The organism is Rhodococcus sp. SG20037, assembly GCF_031763325.1.
In the GTDB taxonomy this organism is placed as follows: domain Bacteria; phylum Actinomycetota; class Actinomycetes; order Mycobacteriales; family Mycobacteriaceae; genus Rhodococcus_F; species Rhodococcus_F qingshengii.
The window spans coordinates 366598-382006 of the sequence record NZ_CP134497.1 but is presented as its reverse complement, the minus strand read 5'-3'; the positions used below and the strand labels follow the sequence as shown (position 1 = coordinate 382006).

At 63.5% G+C, this 15409-nt stretch carries 15 protein-coding genes and 2 tRNA genes; 7 read left to right on the top strand and 10 right to left on the bottom strand.

Annotated features, from left to right (window positions below; all coding sequences use genetic code 11):
- Positions 1 to 50 precede the first annotated feature (50 nt).
- The 5 genes from RHP72_RS01795 (at position 51) to RHP72_RS01775 (ending at position 4492) form a co-directional block, all read left to right on the top strand.
- The gene (locus RHP72_RS01795) at positions 51 to 1196 is read left to right on the top strand and encodes a DNA cytosine methyltransferase (protein WP_030535749.1); all 1146 of its coding nucleotides are present in this window, start codon (positions 51 to 53) and stop codon (positions 1194 to 1196) included.
- Positions 1193 to 2053: a hypothetical protein gene (locus RHP72_RS01790; protein WP_065455092.1), complete on the top strand. Its 861-nt coding sequence runs from the start codon at positions 1193 to 1195 to the stop codon at positions 2051 to 2053. Before RHP72_RS01795 ends, RHP72_RS01790 begins: the two co-directional genes overlap by 4 nt.
- A gap of 10 nt (positions 2054 to 2063) precedes the next feature.
- Complete coding sequence (locus RHP72_RS01785) at positions 2064 to 2468, top strand: very short patch repair endonuclease (RefSeq protein ID WP_019746481.1); 405 nt, start codon at positions 2064 to 2066, stop codon at positions 2466 to 2468.
- 10 nt (positions 2469 to 2478) lie between these two features.
- Positions 2479 to 3168, top strand: a complete 690-nt coding sequence (locus RHP72_RS01780; RefSeq protein WP_311094235.1) for a DUF998 domain-containing protein — start codon at positions 2479 to 2481, stop codon at positions 3166 to 3168.
- Positions 3169 to 3247: 79 nt separating this feature from the next.
- Entirely contained in the window at positions 3248 to 4492 is a 1245-nt protein-coding gene (locus tag RHP72_RS01775; protein WP_064442991.1) for a S9 family peptidase, read from the top strand.
- 1 nt (position 4493) lies between these two features.
- Here the strand turns inward: RHP72_RS01775 and RHP72_RS01770 are convergent, their stop codons facing one another.
- The 10 genes from RHP72_RS01770 to RHP72_RS01725 form a co-directional block, all read right to left on the bottom strand.
- A complete protein-coding gene (locus RHP72_RS01770) occupies positions 4494 to 5672 on the bottom strand; it encodes a cation:proton antiporter (protein WP_073512856.1) in 1179 nt (392 codons plus the stop codon).
- Between the two features lie 34 nt (positions 5673 to 5706).
- The gene (locus RHP72_RS01765; protein ID WP_311094234.1) at positions 5707 to 6336 is read right to left on the bottom strand and encodes a pyridoxamine 5'-phosphate oxidase family protein; all 630 of its coding nucleotides are present in this window, start codon (positions 6334 to 6336) and stop codon (positions 5707 to 5709) included.
- Positions 6333 to 7148: an ABC transporter ATP-binding protein gene (locus tag RHP72_RS01760; RefSeq protein WP_050655593.1), complete on the bottom strand. Its 816-nt coding sequence runs from the start codon at positions 7146 to 7148 to the stop codon at positions 6333 to 6335. Before RHP72_RS01760 ends, RHP72_RS01765 begins: the two co-directional genes overlap by 4 nt.
- On the bottom strand, positions 7145 to 8197 hold the full coding sequence (locus RHP72_RS01755; RefSeq protein ID WP_311094233.1) for an iron chelate uptake ABC transporter family permease subunit: 1053 nt from the start codon (positions 8195 to 8197) through the stop codon (positions 7145 to 7147). Before RHP72_RS01755 ends, RHP72_RS01760 begins: the two co-directional genes overlap by 4 nt.
- Positions 8194 to 9237 (bottom strand): iron ABC transporter permease, encoded by a 1044-nt coding sequence (locus tag RHP72_RS01750; protein WP_003943862.1) that lies wholly within the window; start codon positions 9235 to 9237, stop codon positions 8194 to 8196. Before RHP72_RS01750 ends, RHP72_RS01755 begins: the two co-directional genes overlap by 4 nt.
- On the bottom strand, positions 9234 to 10268 hold the full coding sequence (locus RHP72_RS01745; protein WP_311094232.1) for an iron-siderophore ABC transporter substrate-binding protein: 1035 nt from the start codon (positions 10266 to 10268) through the stop codon (positions 9234 to 9236). Before RHP72_RS01745 ends, RHP72_RS01750 begins: the two co-directional genes overlap by 4 nt.
- Positions 10269 to 10424: 156 nt before the next feature.
- Positions 10425 to 11342: an AraC family transcriptional regulator gene (locus RHP72_RS01740; RefSeq protein WP_311094231.1), complete on the bottom strand. Its 918-nt coding sequence runs from the start codon at positions 11340 to 11342 to the stop codon at positions 10425 to 10427.
- 46 nt (positions 11343 to 11388) lie between these two features.
- Positions 11389 to 11461 (bottom strand) — tRNA-Arg (locus tag RHP72_RS01735).
- A gap of 82 nt (positions 11462 to 11543) precedes the next feature.
- Positions 11544 to 11635, bottom strand: a tRNA-Ser gene (locus tag RHP72_RS01730).
- 96 nt (positions 11636 to 11731) lie between these two features.
- Positions 11732 to 12451 carry a dienelactone hydrolase family protein gene (locus RHP72_RS01725; RefSeq protein WP_003943860.1) on the bottom strand — a complete coding sequence of 240 codons (720 nt, stop codon included), beginning with the start codon at positions 12449 to 12451 and terminating at the stop codon, positions 11732 to 11734.
- Between the two features lie 61 nt (positions 12452 to 12512).
- Between RHP72_RS01725 and hisC the strand changes: the two genes are divergently transcribed.
- Together hisC and RHP72_RS01715 are read left to right on the top strand one after the other, a co-directional pair.
- On the top strand, positions 12513 to 13589 hold the full coding sequence (hisC, locus tag RHP72_RS01720) for a histidinol-phosphate transaminase (protein ID WP_007731684.1): 1077 nt from the start codon (positions 12513 to 12515) through the stop codon (positions 13587 to 13589).
- Positions 13590 to 13689: 100 nt separating this feature from the next.
- A complete protein-coding gene (locus RHP72_RS01715) occupies positions 13690 to 15384 on the top strand; it encodes a bifunctional UDP-sugar hydrolase/5'-nucleotidase (protein ID WP_218695374.1) in 1695 nt (564 codons plus the stop codon).
- Positions 15385 to 15409: the final 25 nt, after the last annotated feature.

Sequence of the window (15409 nt, the reverse complement as noted above, 5' to 3'; positions counted from 1 at the left end):
TGCTTCTAGGTCGGTTCGTGAGGAAGGGTGCTGTGACGTCGTCGCGGAGCATGGTGGGTTTGTTTGCCGGTATCGGTGGTCTCGAGTTGGGGCTCTCGGAACATGGGTGGAACACCGAACTGCTGTGCGAAATCGATCCGGGCGCGCAGGCAGTTCTCCGTTCGCGTTTCGCCGACGTGCCGTTGCACGGTGACGTCACCAAACTTCGCGCGCTGCCCAGTGACATCGAATTGGTGGCCGCCGGTTTCCCCTGCCAGGACCTCTCTCAGGCCGGCAAAACGGCAGGCATCACCGGCGCACGCTCAGGCCTGGTGGACGAGGTGTTCCGTCTGGTCAAGCGTAAGAAGGGCCCGCGCTGGCTGTTGATCGAGAACGTTCCGTTCATGCTCCAGCTCGGCAAGGGCGCCGCCATGCGGCACATCACCGACGCCCTCGAAGACCTCGGATACACCTGGGCGTACCGGGTGGTCGACGCCCGCGCCTTCGGACTCCCCCAGCGTCGCCAGCGAGTCATCATGCTTGCCTCGCGCACAGATGATCCCCGCGAAATCCTGTTCGGCCAGGACGCCGGCGAGCGCCTGGGTGGCGATCCCGCGGACTACCCCTGCGGCTTCTACTGGACCGAAGGCACTCGCGGTCTCGGATGGGCCGTCAATGCCGTGCCGACGCTCAAGGGCGGCTCGTCCGTCGGCATCCCCAGTCAGCCGGCAGTCCGGTTGCCGTCAGGTGAGATCGTCACTCCCGGTCTAGTCGATGCCGAGCGACTGCAGGGTTTCGATCCCGACTGGACGCTGCCGTCCGTCGAGGTTCCCGGCCTACGCCACAGCCATCGCTGGAAGCTCGTCGGCAATGCCGTGAGCGTGCGGATGGCGTCGTGGGTCGGTGGCCGGTTGAGCGATCCCATCGAATACGACGCCGCGGGCGAGACGCCACTCGAACCGGGCGACGCCTGGCCGAGTGCGGCCTGGGGCCGTAACCGCCAGGCCTTCCGCGTCCATACCTCGACCTGGCCGGTCCAGTACGACTACGAGGATCTGAGCGGCTTCCTCGAAGACACGCGGTTGCTGTCGGCTCGGGCCACCGCCGGCTTCCTCAAGCGCGCACGCATGGGTAATCTTCGGTTCATCCCCGGTTTCATCGAGGACGTCGAAAGCCATCTCGAGCGGATGGGCGGATACCCCGAGGCCGCAGCATGACGGACTCGCTGTTCCCCGAACCTGAAACGCTGTTTTCCGAGCCGGAACACCAACCACTGTGGAGTGCACTGCAACTCGCGGGCGACAAGCCCCCGGCCGACGCCGATCGCGGCGAGAAGAAGAACTACGCCCAGCGACTGTCCAATCAACTGGCACAGACGGTGGCCGACGCTCTGCGTCCGCTGTATCCCAACATCACCCCGACGGCGTCCGGTGAAGGCCAGGAGGCAACAGTCGATGTCGCCAAGGGCCGAAAGCGCTTGGACGTCAAGGCACTCGACCCCACTCTCGGCCTGATCCTCTGCGTCTCCATCAAGACGTACAACTTCCAGGACTACAGTCCCCGCAGCGGCAAGCTGGGACGGTGGACCAAGAACATCGTCCGCAACGACCACGAATTGCGTGGCGAGGCAATGGTTCTGCATCAACGTCAGCCGTACAGCGTGTTGGTCGCCGTCATGTTCGAGCCGTACGCCACGTGCGACGACGGCGACCCGACCAAGACCAGCGACACCGGCAAATCCTCTTTTGCGCACCACGTCACGACGCTCTCGAAGCGCTCGGGCCGAGGCAAGCGCGCGGTGGTCGGCGTTCCGGGAAAGGCCTGGGTGGATCTCGGCGCCGAAGACACGCGCTACGACCTCTTCGAGAAGGTCTACATCGGACTCTACGAACCCGATGGTGCAGTCCGGTTCTTCGACGTCGACGAGCCGCCGCCGCGCAACGGACGCCCCACCGAAGCTCAGACGCTCTCGTTCACCGACTTCGTGACCGTCGTGCACGGTGAAGTGGAGCGTCGCAACAGGTTTGCGCCCACCTGGTCCGATCCCGAAGACAGCGAAGATTCCGACGGCTGAGGGAACCACGGTGCCTGCGACGGATCCTGCCACCAGCGCTCGGATGAGCGCTCAGCGTCGGCGCGACACCAAACCCGAAATCGCACTTCGACGCGAGCTGCATCGACGCGGACTCCGGTACTTCGTGGACCGAGCGCCTGTCAAAGGTGTTCGCCGACGGGCCGATCTGGTATTTCCACGCCGCAAAGTCGCGGTGTTCGTGGACGGATGCTTCTGGCACAGCTGCCCGCAGCATGCGACGTTTCCCAAGAACAACGCGCAGTGGTGGACGGACAAGTTGGCCGCCAACGTGGTTCGAGACCGCGACACCGATGCACGTCTGGCAGAGCAGGGTTGGACCGTCATCCGCATCTGGGAGCACGAAGATCCGCTGGTAGCGGCCGAACGCGTCCAGAAAGCCCTGCTAGGTCCGTAAGCTCGATTTCGTGAAGGAACGCAACGTTGCGCGGTGGGGTTTGGTGGCTGCGCTGGCTCTGGGCGGAATCGTCTACTCGTCGTGGATTCTCGAATTCTTCCTGGACACCGGCCTCGACCCGGTGACATCGTTCCTCAGCGAACTCGATGCCGAGAACCAGAAATACCGCGATGTCTTCGGTAACGCCGATGTCCTGTCCGCAATCTTGATGTTGATCTCCGGAGCGCTGGGCCTGCTGATCACGCCCCGGCGAAGGCTCTACGTCACGGGCTGGATTGCGCTGGCGGTGTTCGGCATCGCGACCATCGCCGACGCGTCGTTCCCCCTCGAATGCTCGGGCGAGGGTTGCCCGTCGAGCGCACCCGACGGTCTACTTCCGCAGCTCCACCATGTTCACGCGTTGACGAGCAGCGTGGCGGTCTTCGCGATCTTCACCGCGATGATCGCATTCACCGTGGGAGCGCTCAGGTATCGCGAGCACCCTTCTTTGCGGACGACGGGTCTGACCATTCTGATCCTGACTTCCCTTGCGACGGTGTGGATGTTGACGACCAACAGCATCGAAGTCTCCGGCGGCGGTAATCTCGGACTGGGTATCGCTCAACGTGCGCAGGTGCTGGGAATGTCGTTGTGGTTGTGCACCCTGGCATTTGCGATGTCGAGGCCGCCATCCACCGGGCTCCCGGCGTCGCCGCGCTGACAGGTTTTCCGGCAAGCGATTCGGGCGATCCTGGAACTACAACTGAAAATGGCTGCCCCGAACTAGCGAAGGTGTGCCCATGTCTCTCGCGTCGTCGTTCTTCGCCCATCCGCACCAGGCGTTCACTGCTGGTTTCTATCGCAACGAGTCCTTCGACTTCGAGCTACGAGTCGTTCTCGGGCAAGCCACCTTCGGCGCGGCAGATACCGGCGAAGTGCTCTCGGCCATCGCTCACGTCGGCGAGAAGGACCTCGAAGGCTGGTACGAGGCCTGGTTCGACCTCGGCACACGGGTATTCGGGCAGGCCGATGAGGCAGCCGAGGCCGGGCATTCGCGAAGCGCGTCCAACGCGTACCTGCGGGCGGCGTCGTACTTCGGTGTGGCGATCAACGCCGTCGACGGTCTCAGCGACGATTCGGTTCTGGTCCCCACTTTCAAACGTCACCGACAGGCGTGGGACCGCTTCGTCGACACCACCGCCCAGCCCGTCGAACGCGTCCGGATCCCTTACGAGGACACCTACCTGCCCGGGTACTTCTTCCGGCCGCCCGGGGACGTGCGACGGCCGACTTTGATCATGGTGAACGGTAGCGACGGCCCGATCAGCGGGCTGTGGGGCAGCGGCGGTGCCGGGGCGCTCGAGCGGGGCTACAACGTGTTGATGTTCGACGGTCCCGGTCAGCAGTCGATGCTCTTCGAGCGCAACATCCCGTTCCGTCACGACTGGGAAGCCGTCATCACGCCCGTCGTCGACTATCTCGTGGACCGGCCGGACGTCGATGCGTCGAAGCTGGCGATGTACGGGATCAGTCAGGGCGGGTACTGGGTGCCCCAGTCGTTGGCGTTCGAGCATCGGATCGCGGCAGCGATCGCCGATCCGGGGGTCGTGGACGTGGCCGCGTCGTGGCTCGCCCATATCCCCAAGAACATGCAGAAGCTACTCGACGAGGGAAAGTCGGAGGCCTTCGACCGCGACATGGCGATAGGGCTGGGAATGAAATTCTCCAAGGACAGCGCCCGAATCTGGCGTTTCCGAGCGCGTCCGTACCTCGCCGACGGCTACTACAACACTCTCGCCGAGGTTCGGAAGTACCACCTCGAACACGTCGCCGGCTCGATCTCCACTCCCCTGCTCATCACCGATCCGGAAGACGAGCAATTCTGGCCCGGTCAATCCAAGCGGCTTGCCGCCCTATCCGGCGGACCGACGACGGTGGTTCCCTTCACCGCTGCCGAGGGCGCGAACTTCCACTGCCAGCCCATGGCGAGGCGTCTGACTGATCAGCGGATGTTCGACTGGCTCGACGAGCAGTTGGATCTCTGAATCAGGACACTTTCTCCTTTTTCGTCAAGAGAGTGGCGAGCATCGGCAGCAATAGAACCGTGATCGCCCCGGCCGCGACAAGAATCGACGCGTTGTCCGAGGACATCTGATGCGCGTCGACGGCCGCGCCCGTGACCGCCACGATCATGGGCAGGCCGGTAGCCCCGTACAACGCGACTTGCGCACTTTCGCGCGTGGTGAAGGGTGGTTCGACCTTCTCGAACTTGGTCACGAAGAACACCGGCACGCCGCGGACTACAACGATCAGGATCAAAAACGCAATCAGTATGCCGGGACTGGCGGCGACCGCCGAGACGTCGATCGCCATGCCTGAAGTGATGAAGAAAATCGGGATGAGGAACCCGAAGGCGATCCCGTCGAGCTTGATCTCGAGGCGCTCGTCGCCCTCTGGCATCAATCGCCGCAGGATGAAGCCGGCCGCAAATGCACCGAGAATGACGTCGAGTGAGAACACGGCCGACAGCACTCCGAGGCTGACCAACAACAGAACGGTGAGGCGGACCGTCGTCTGCGCCGTCGTGTCCGCCCCTGCCCGCACCAGGCGATGTGTCCACGAGCCTTCGTGAATCAGCTTGCCGGGCAGCACCGCAACGATGACAGCGATCAAGGCGAAGACGGCAAGAACGATCAGCGACAGTACGGCACCACGGGCACTCAGCAGCACCGCCATCGCGACGACCGGCCCGAGCTCGCCGACGGCCCCGTGGTTGAGGACGGTCTTACCCAAGCGTGTGTCGAGGAGTTTGTTGTCCTTGAGGATCGGCAGCAGCGTGCCCAGAGCGGTCGACGTCATCGCGATGGCAACAGCGGCTTCGGCGGAGATCACGTTCCTCATGCCAAGCAGCGCGACCACCGTGAACGCCAGCGCGAGGCAGAACAGCCACGTGTAGAGCGCTCGACGTCCGCCGCGCCCACTGAGTTCCTGTCGGTCGATCTCGTAGCCGGCGAGCAGGAACAGCATGCCGAGGCCGAGTTCGCGCAGGATGCCGACCGCTTCGCTGTCAGCTGCGATGTTGAGGGCGAACGGCCCGACCACTGCGCCCGCGACCAGTAGCAACACCACTTCGGGAACCAGTCGACGCGGGATCAGGCCCGCGACTATCGGCGCAATGGCCGCGATCAGCGCAATCCAGAACAGCGAGGAGGCAATTGAAGGCACGGATCATTATCGGACATAGGTGACGGATCTGCGCTCAGTACAGGTACTTGCGGTACGCCTCCTGCCGAGCCGGCTCCAGATCCTCGACCAGCAGGCTGTGCTGCTCGGCCATCATGTCGCGCAGACTCGGTACGTCATCGGATGCGGGCCACGTCGACGGATCCCACAGCTTCGCCCGCAGAATTGCTCTCGCGCAATGCAGATACGCCTCGTCGATCTGCACGATCACCGCAAGCTGTGCAGGCTTGCCGTTCATCGCCATCGAATCCAACAGATCAGGATCGGTGGACAGAGTCGCCGTGCCGTTGACGCGCACGATCTCGTCGTGCCCGGGCGCGAGAAAGAGGATCCCCACGTGAGGATTCTCGATCATGTTCCGGTATGAGTCAGCGCGCCGGTTGCCCGGACGATCCGGGAGCACGAGCGTCTTCTCGTCGGGAAACAGAACCTGACTGACCAGGTCTCCGCGCGGCGAGCAATCGCAATTTCCGGCCGCATCGGATGTCGCGAGCACAAAAAACCGTGCCTGCTCGATGAATTCACGGATCAACGGAGTCGTGTGAGCGGTCTGCTTCTCCATGATCGTCGGATGGGGCTGTCCGAGAATCGCATTGAGTTGTTCCACGGATTCGATCCGCCCGCCCGGGGCGTTCGACGCCGTCACGTCGACACGTCGTCGAGCACGTGGTGGCGCCCGAGCGGCAACACCAACGGCTTACCCGACATGGGGTCGGGGATGATTCGGCTCTCGAGACCGAACACGGTGCGGACGTTGTCGCTCGTGAGCACCTCGGCAGGATCACCCGCCGCGTAGACCCGGCGATCGGCCATGGCGACGAGGTAGTCGGCGTAGCGGGCGGCGAGATTGAGATCGTGCAGAACCATGACAATCGTTGTACCCCGAGTCCGGTTCAGGTCGGTGAGCAGGTCCAAGACCTCAACCTGGTGGCTCACGTCCAAGAAGGTGGTCGGCTCGTCGAGTAGAAGCAGATCGGTTTGTTGGGCGAGCGCCATCGCAATCCACACACGTTGGCGCTGACCACCGGAAAGCTCGTCCACCGATCGTTCGGCCAATCCGGTTGTGTCCGTGGCCGCAAGCGCCTCGGCGACAGCTGCGTCATCCTCGCGGCTCCACCTCGACAGCACCCGCTGATGTGGATGACGACCACGGCCGACGAGATCGGCGACAACTATCCCTTCCGGTGCGATCGGTGACTGCGGCAGCAGACCGAGCGTGCGAGCGAGCTTCTTCGCAGGCAGGCGATGAACATCCTTGCCGTCCAACAGAACATGACCGCTTCGGGGACTGAGTAGCCGCGACATCGACCGCAGCAGTGTCGATTTGCCGCACGCGTTGGCGCCCACGATGGTCGTGATCTTTCCCGGCGGCACCGCGAGGTCGAGCGATTCGACGACGGTCCGTCCTCCGTAACCGAGTTCGAGGTTTTCGGCAGTCAGAGTATGGGATTCGGTCACAGCGAACCTCCCGTTCGGTTGGAGCGAATGATGAGGTAGACGAGATACGGCGCTCCCAGCGCGCCAGTCACCACGCCAACGGGGTAGCGGGTGCCGAAGGCGTACTGTCCGCAGAAATCGGCAACTAGCACCAGCAGCGCTCCGACCAGCGCCGACGGAATCAAAAGTGATGTTCCCGGACCGACGATGCGGGCGGCGATGGGCCCTGACAGAAATGCGACGAAGGCGATGGGCCCCGCAGCGGCAGTGGCAAAGGCGATGAGTCCGACGGCCGCAATGATCGACAGAATGCGCATTCGTTCCACTCTGACGCCGAGCGCTTGTGCTGCGTCGTCACCGAGCTGGATGGTCGAAAGGTTGCGCGATTGGCTCAGCAGCACCGGTCCGAGGACAACCAGCGCCAGGACCACGGGAACCGTCGAACCCCAGTTGGCACCGTTGAGACTGCCGGTGAGCCAACGCATCGTCTCCTGCAGATCCCACGCGGCGGCGGTACTGAGCAGGTAGGCGGTGACGCTGTCGAGCATCGCGGCGATGCCGATACCGATCAGGATCAGCCGAGTGCCCGCCACACCGTCCCGGAAAGACAGAACGTAGATCAAGACTGCGACGCCCAGACCGACAGCGATAGCAAAAACCGATACCTGTGAACCGCCCAGTGAAAGCGAGATGATCGCGAAAGCTGCTGCAGCGCTTGCACCGGAGCTGATTCCGATGATGTCGGGGCTCGCGAGCGGATTGCGCAGCATCGTCTGGAACGTGATGCCGCCCAAGCCGAAACAGATTCCGGCGACCACAGCGAGGACAGCGCGGGGCAGACGGAGGCGGCCGACGGTGAACGAGGCACCAGGCACGTTCTCCCCCAGCACGACGCGAAGCACATCTGACGGCGGGTAGAAGGTTTTTCCCACCATCAGAGTGACCGCGAAAGAGGCGACGGCGAGGACCGTCAGCACGGCAATCACGATGCGGCGGCGTCTACCTCGTCGGATACGGCTTGCTCCGACTGGGTCGACCTCGACTTCGGGAGTAACGAATGTAGTGGTCACAGCTCACGTATTTTCTGACGGCGGACTATGTAAATGAAGAAGGGCGCTCCGATGAGCGCGGTGATGATGCCGACGTCGATTTCGCTCGGCCGGGCGACAATTCGTCCGAGAATGTCGGCGGCGACGAGAAGGCCGGCACCTGTCAGCGCAGAAAACGGTAGTAGCCAACGGTTGTCAATCCCGATCAGCAACCGGCACAGATGCGGGACAACCAAACCGACGAAGCCGATCGGTCCGGCAATGGCAGTGGCTGCACCGCAGAGCAACACTGCACCGAGCGCTGCCACTGCACGAACCACCGCGACGCGTTCGCCGAGACCTGATGCAACCTCGTCGCCGAGCGCAAGAGAGTTGAGACTGCGCGCTGACAGCAGACAGATCACGAAGCCGACAATGAGGAAAGGCAGACCCTGCCGGATCACCTCGAAACTCGCGCCACCGACGCCGCCGATCTGCCACGAACGAATGTTGCCCGCAATATCGTTTCGCGGCAGCATGATCGCAGTGATGAACGAAGCAAACGCAGCCGATGTTGCGGCCCCGGCAAGAGCCAACTTGAGTGGCGTGGCTCCACCTCGCCCGAGTGACCCGACCACGTAGACGAACAACGCCGCCCCGGCTGCACCGAGTACGGCCACCCAGATCATGCTGGTCTGGGTCCACAGTCCGAACCACGCCATTCCGATCACCACGGCGAGCGAAGCGCCCATGTTGACGCCCAGGATTCCGGGATCCGCCAAAGGGTTTCGGGTGATCCCCTGCATCACTGCGCCGGCAAGACCGAGCGCAGCTCCCACGATTATCGCGAGCACCGTCCGCGGAATGCGCTTGGCAATCGCGCCCTGACCGATGTTGTCCGTTGAACCACTCAGTGCGGCAAAGATATCGGACCAGTCGACGTCACGAGAGCCGATGACGATCGAAGCGCACATGAGCACCGCGAGGACAACGAGAAGGGCGATCAGCCACAGCGAATTGCCGAACGTCGGGCGCCGCGTATCGCGAGCGCCCGACGTCGAATCCTGCGAGGTTACAGTCACTCCGACTTTCCAGCGGCCCCGGCGAGCAGATCGACGTAGTCGCCGAGTACCCACGAAATTGCGAGTGGAGTCGGGTTGGCCGCCGTTCCCATCGGCCCGGTTCCATTGAGGAACACGATCGCGTTATTGGCGACGGCAGGCATCTGTGAGAGCAATGGGTCAGCCTTGAGTGCGTCGACAAGTGCCTGGTCACCGTAGGTGACGATCAGTTCGACGTCGTCGAAGACGTCCACACGCTCCGCACTGACCTTCTTCGAGAACTCACCACCCGTCGAGGCGTCGGCAACGCTCTTCGGCGTCGAAAGTCCGAGGTCCTCGAAGAACGCGGCGCGCGTGTCGTTCGCCGTGTAGAAGCTGACCTGGCTCAGATCAGCGGTGTCGACGTGCGTCAGGAACATGGTTACCTTGCCTGCAAGCTGCGGATGCGCGGCAACCTCGTCGGCGATCTCCTTCTCGATGGTGGAGATCAGTTCCTGCCCTTCGGATTCCATGCCGAGGCCCATGCTGTTGAACTTGATGACGTCACGCCACGACGTCGCCCACGGCCCCTCGGGATACGCCACAACCGGAGCGATCTCACTGAGAGTGTCGTAGTCCTCCTGCGTCAATCCGGAGTATGCGGCAAGAATGACGTCAGGGTTCGTATCGGAGACGGCTTCGAAGTCGATGCCGTCGGTCTCGTCGAAGAGCACCGGCGGCTTCGCGCCGAGGTCGTCGAGCTTTTCCTCGACCCACGGCAGCATTCCGTTGCCGTTGTCGTCACCGAAAGTCGCCGCTGCCATTCCGACGGGAACCACGCCGAGAGCAAGGGGCACTTCGTGATTGGCCCAGGCAACAGTGGCAACTCGCTCCGGCTTGGCGTCGATCGTCGTAGTTCCGAAAGCGTGCTCGATCGTGACAGGGAAGGAGCTGGATCCGCTTCCGGCGCTGCCGCCGTCGGCGGTCTCCGAGGAGTCGGAACTGCAAGCTGTCATGCCGAGGGCGACTGCGACCGCTGCTGCGGCCACCGCCAAGAAGCGTTTTGAACGCATGAAAACAGAACTCTCTCGAGAAGGGGTACGGCTCTCAACCCGGCTCAATCAGGCACTTAGGTGAGGTTTGCCTAAACCGTATACGGGAGGGCATTGTGGCGCAATCGCGTGTTTGGGACACCCCGTGTAGCGATCGAGTCAGAGCGAGATGACCGATTAGCTAGCCCGAAACATCCCTGGCGTAGCGCCTGTAGTGCGTCGGAATGCCGCCCCGAATGCGCTGGTCGAGTGGTAGCCCACACGCTCGGCAACCTCTTGTAGATCCAAGCCGTGGGCAAGAAGGGTCACCGCTCGTTGGGCGCGCACAGCCGAGACCCACTGCCCGAAACTCATCCCGGTCTCCGACCGAAATACCCGGGTGATGGTTCGCGGGCTGGCACCGAGGAGCCTTGCCCAGTCGGACAGCGTTCGCATGTCACTCGGATCGTCACCGATCGCATCGACGATGGGTTGCAGAAGTGGCGAGTCCGGCACCAGCACCAGCAACTCGTTCGGCGACGGTGCCAGCACGTCGATCACCATCTGCTCCGTGAGCGAGCGCGAAGGAGCTCCGAGTGAATCGTCTGCCAGTCGCTCGAGGAGGTTCCGCAGCAGCGGAGTGACCTCGATCGCCACCGGCACGTCGGACAGAGAAGGAACTGACGCGATGTCGAGCTGAGCGGCCCGATACCAGGTGCCAGCCGGCGCGATCGCCGAGTGCAGGACGCCGGCGGGCATCCACAGACCGACGGTCGGCGTAATGGTCCACGTGCGCGATCCCACCGTGGCGCTCGACGCTCCCCGCTCGTTCCACAACAATTCGTGAGTCGGGTGCGAGTGCGCATCCCACCGGGTCTCGCGGGAGACAAGTTCGTCCATGCCCGCAATTACAAAGGGCACCTCGACCGCCCCCGCCGAGTAGACCGGGAGCGTCCGACTGTCGACGGTCTCCAACGGGTTCTCCTCGGTTCGCGTGGCTGCTCCGCAGAAAGCATAGGTCGCGGGGATCGGTTGTCGGTTCCCACGATCGCGAGGATCACCGCCCGAAATCGCCGAGGTGACCTCACACACATTCAAGAATTGCGTATGCACCACAACAAAAAGAAGGTCACAGACCTGAAGTCTGTGACCTTCTTTCTTGTGCGCCCGAAGGGATTCGAACCCCTAACCTCTTGATCCGTAGTCAAGTGCTCTATCCGTTGAGCTACGGGCGCATGTTCTGTTGTCTTGCTGGTCTTGCGTGTCTTACCGTCGTAATTTCTATCATTTCTAACCCGCCGGTCAAAATCACCGGCTTGGCGGAGGCGAGAGGATTTGAACCTCCGGTCCCTCGTAAAAGGGACAACTCATTAGCAGTGAGTCCCATTCGGCCGCTCTGGCACGCCTCCCTGGGGGTTCCGATCCTTTCGGACCGCCGGATCGAAAGATTACACACCCTTCGCCACCAAAGGCAAAACGTGTGGTCAGCGGGCTGTTTTGTGGACTTACCGCAGGTGGCTGTCGAACCAGTCGAAGATCCGGGTCTGAGCTTCGATGATCGAGGCCGAATCAGGGTCGTCGAGGTCAGCGTCCTCGGACAGCTGTGGCGGCTCGTCCGCCCGGTGAGCCAGTCCGGCGTAGCTGACCACCAGTGTCGCGACGTCGGCCTTCGCGGTCGCTTCCCGGAGCAGAGTCACGTGTTCGCGAGGCGTGCTGGGATCGTCCTCGCCGTACAGCGCCAGCCACGGCGCCTGCAGGGAAGTGGCCGCGTCGACAAGCGCCTGAGCATCCACCGACAAGGCTTCGACGATTCCCCGGGCGGCGACGCTCACCGCGGCGCCGACGGGACGGCTGGTGGCCACGAGCATCGCGGCGGTACCGGCGTCGTCGAATCCGAGCACCCCGATGGTGTCTGCGAGAACTTCGCGTCCGACGAGCCAATCGAGGGTCGCGTCGAAGTCGGCGAAGAGGTTGTCACCGAACACCTCACCCTGCATGTGTTCGGGTTCGCGGTGAAACAGGTGAGGTGCGACGCTCACCCACCCTTCGCCGGCAAGCGCGCACATCAGATTCAGCAGAGCCGGGCTGAACTTCCGGGCTTCATGCAGGACGACGATCCCGCCCCGCGTCGGGCCGTCCGGCTCCACCACGGTCAGCGGAACAGCCGTGGCGACCTCCCCTTCGGCTCCGCGCAGATACGCGGTGGCTCGGAAGATTTCCGACATCTTCTAACTCTGACACGCAGACGGCCGCTACGCACCAAATCAGTGCGCGCATAATCGACTCGTGACCGCACACATTCGCCCTGACCTCGCCTCCATCCCCGCCTACGTTCCCGGACGCAATTTTCCGGGTGCGATCAAGCTGGCGAGCAACGAAACGACCGTAGGGCCGTTGCCCGGTGTGCGTGACGCCGTCGCCGACGCGGTCGCCAATGCCAACCGCTACCCGGACAATGCCGCGGTTGCACTCATCGAGGCGCTGGCCAGCTTCTTGAAAGTCGAGCCGGCCAACGTCGCCGCTGGTTGCGGCTCCGTGACGCTGTGCCAGGAACTCGTGCAGATCACGTGCGATCAGGGTGACGAGGTCATCTACGCGTGGCGTTCGTTCGAGGCGTACCCCGTGGTCACCCAGGTCGGCCATGCCGTCTCGGTCAAGGTTCCGCTGACCGAGGACTTCGGCCACGACCTCGACGCGATGCTGGCCGCGATCACGGATCGCACGCGGTTGATCTTCGTATGCAACCCCAACAACCCGACCGGCAATGCACTGTCGAAGGCAGAGCTCGAGAGCTTCCTCGACGCGGTCCCGGCGCACGTCGTCGTCGCACTCGACGAGGCGTACTTCGAATACTCACGCTCGGACGCCGACGGCATCGAGCTGTTCCGCAGCCGCCCCAACGTGGTTGTTCTGCGCACCTTCTCGAAGGCGTACGGCCTCGCGGGAATCCGCGTGGGTTACGCGGTCGCGGATCCGGAGATCATCGTGGCCCTCGGCAAGGTGCACACCCCGTTCACCGTGAGCGCCGTTGCGCAGGCCGCCGCAATCGCTTCCCTGGCTGCAGCAGACGAACTGCTTGCCCGCACCGAAGGTGTCATCGCCGAGCGGACGCGAGTTCGAACCGCTCTGATCGAAGCCGGGTACACCGTCCCCGAGTCGTCGGCGAACTTCGTCTATCTCCCCCTCGGAGAACTCTCTCCCGCTTTTGCCGAGGCGAGTACCGAAGCGGGCATTCTGATCCGCCAGTACGGCGTCGAGGGCGTCCGGATGACCATCGGCGATCCACACGAGAACGACGCATTCCTCGCTTTCGCGAACACCGACGTCGCGAAGCAGGCCGCGGGCATCGGCGTCACCGCGTGACACTCGATACATAACTGTTACGCCGAGGACTGGAATTCGTTTCGGCAGACGGGCACACTCAGGGAGGTTCGAGGCCGGTCCGAGTGAGGGAGCACGACGCATGACGCGACGCATGACACGAACGTGTGCCGTGCTCGCAACGACCCTTCTCGCCACCACCGCGACCTCCCTGAGTGGCGTCGCCAACGCAGAGTCCCAGGACACGGTGTCGGTACGTCTGTTGGCGTTCAACGATCTGCACGGCAGTCTCCGCCCGCCGGAAGGTGTTCGCAGCGAGATCAGGCAGGCCGACGGCTCGCTCACTCCCGCAGGTGGCGCGGCGTATCTCGCGGCCTACGTGACGCAACTTCGCAGCCAGGCCACCAACTCGCTGCTGTATTCGGTCGGTGACAACTGGGGATCGTCGGCGCTCGAGTCGGCGATGTTCAACGACGAACCGACGGTCGAACTCCTGAACCGGATGAAGATCGACGCTTCCGCGATCGGCAACCACGAACTGGACAAAGGGCTCGCCGAGTTCCGACGCATGCAGTCCGGCGGTTGCTCCGCCGTCGATGCGTGCACGTTCAGTCCGTCCTTCGGCGGCGCCAACTTCCCGCTGATGGCCGCGAACATGACGTACACCAACGGCACCCCGGCCACGCTGCCCTTCACCGTGAACATGGTCGACGGCATTCCGCTCGGAGTCATCGCGATATCCCCCGCCAACACGTCGCAGATCGTGACACCGGGTGGGATCGCCGATCTGCAGTTCGGCGACGAGGTCGAAGCGATCAACCGCACCGCCGACGTCCTCGATTTCTTCGGCGTCAAAGCCATCACCGTCCTCCTGCACCGTGGGGACGAACCGGCCGTCGAAGGTGGGCCCAACGACTGCAACGTCGAGTCCGGGCCGGCCCGCGACATCGCCCTTCGTGCGTCACCGAAGGTGGACGTCATCTTCACCGCCGACAGCCACCAGCAGTACAACTGCGAATTCCCTGATCCCGCAGGCAATCCCAGAGTCGTGATGCAGGGCGCTTCGCACGGCCGGATCGTGTCCGTCGCAGACGTCACCATCGATCGCAACACCCGCGAGGTCGTTCGCGATCAGACGTCCGCGTTCAATCAGATAGTGACACACGATATTTCGCCGGATCCCGATATTCAGGCGCTCGCCGACCGAGCCTGGTCGGAGGCATCGGAAAGCGCTCAGCGACCGGTGGGGACCATCACCGCCGATCTGACACGGGACCGGGTACCCAGCGGCGAATCGACACTCGGCAACCTGGTCGCCGACGCTCAACTCGCCGCCGGATCGACACGAGGCGCTCAACTCGCGTTGACGAACCCCGGCGGCATGCGCGAGGACTTGGACTTCGGCACTTCCGGCCAGATCACCTACCGCCAGGCCTACGGTGTGCAACCCTTCGGCAACAGTCTCGAGGTGCTCTCCGTCACAGGAGCGGTGCTGAAGGACGCTCTCGAACAGCAATTCCAGATCGACCTCGACGGCACCGCTACCGAGCGCATCCTCTCCCCGTCCGCGGGCTTCACCTACGCCCTGGACCGGCGAGCAGCGCCGGGCTCGCGAATCTCGGAAATGCGCTTGAACGGGCAGGACATCGCCCCCGACGGCGTCTACAGCGTCGTGGTGAACAAGTTCCTCGCCGAGGGCGGGGACGGTTTCACCGCACTGAAGAACTCCACCCAGATGACCGGTGCGGGCAACGACCTCGACGCCTTGACCGCCCTGTTCGCAGCCGGGTCACCGGTCTCGCCACCTGCCACCGACCGCATCCGCACCATCGGCTGACTAGGCATCCCCGCGCTCGATTGCC

What these genes read in the sequence shown, in the direction of transcription:
- RHP72_RS01725 (WP_003943860.1), bottom strand. Translation starts at nt 12,451, where the DNA reads ATGTCGGAAATCTTCCGAGCCACCGCGTATCTGCGCGGAGCCGAAGGG.
- RHP72_RS01745 (WP_311094232.1), bottom strand. Translation starts at nt 10,268, where the DNA reads ATGCGTTCAAAACGCTTCTTGGCGGTGGCCGCAGCAGCGGTCGCAGTC.
- RHP72_RS01795 (WP_030535749.1), top strand. Translation starts at nt 51, where the DNA reads ATGGTGGGTTTGTTTGCCGGTATCGGTGGTCTCGAGTTGGGGCTCTCG.
- RHP72_RS01790 (WP_065455092.1), top strand. Translation starts at nt 1,193, where the DNA reads ATGACGGACTCGCTGTTCCCCGAACCTGAAACGCTGTTTTCCGAGCCG.
- RHP72_RS01775 (WP_064442991.1), top strand. Translation starts at nt 3,248, where the DNA reads ATGTCTCTCGCGTCGTCGTTCTTCGCCCATCCGCACCAGGCGTTCACT.
- RHP72_RS01715 (WP_218695374.1), top strand. Translation starts at nt 13,690, where the DNA reads ATGACGCGACGCATGACACGAACGTGTGCCGTGCTCGCAACGACCCTT.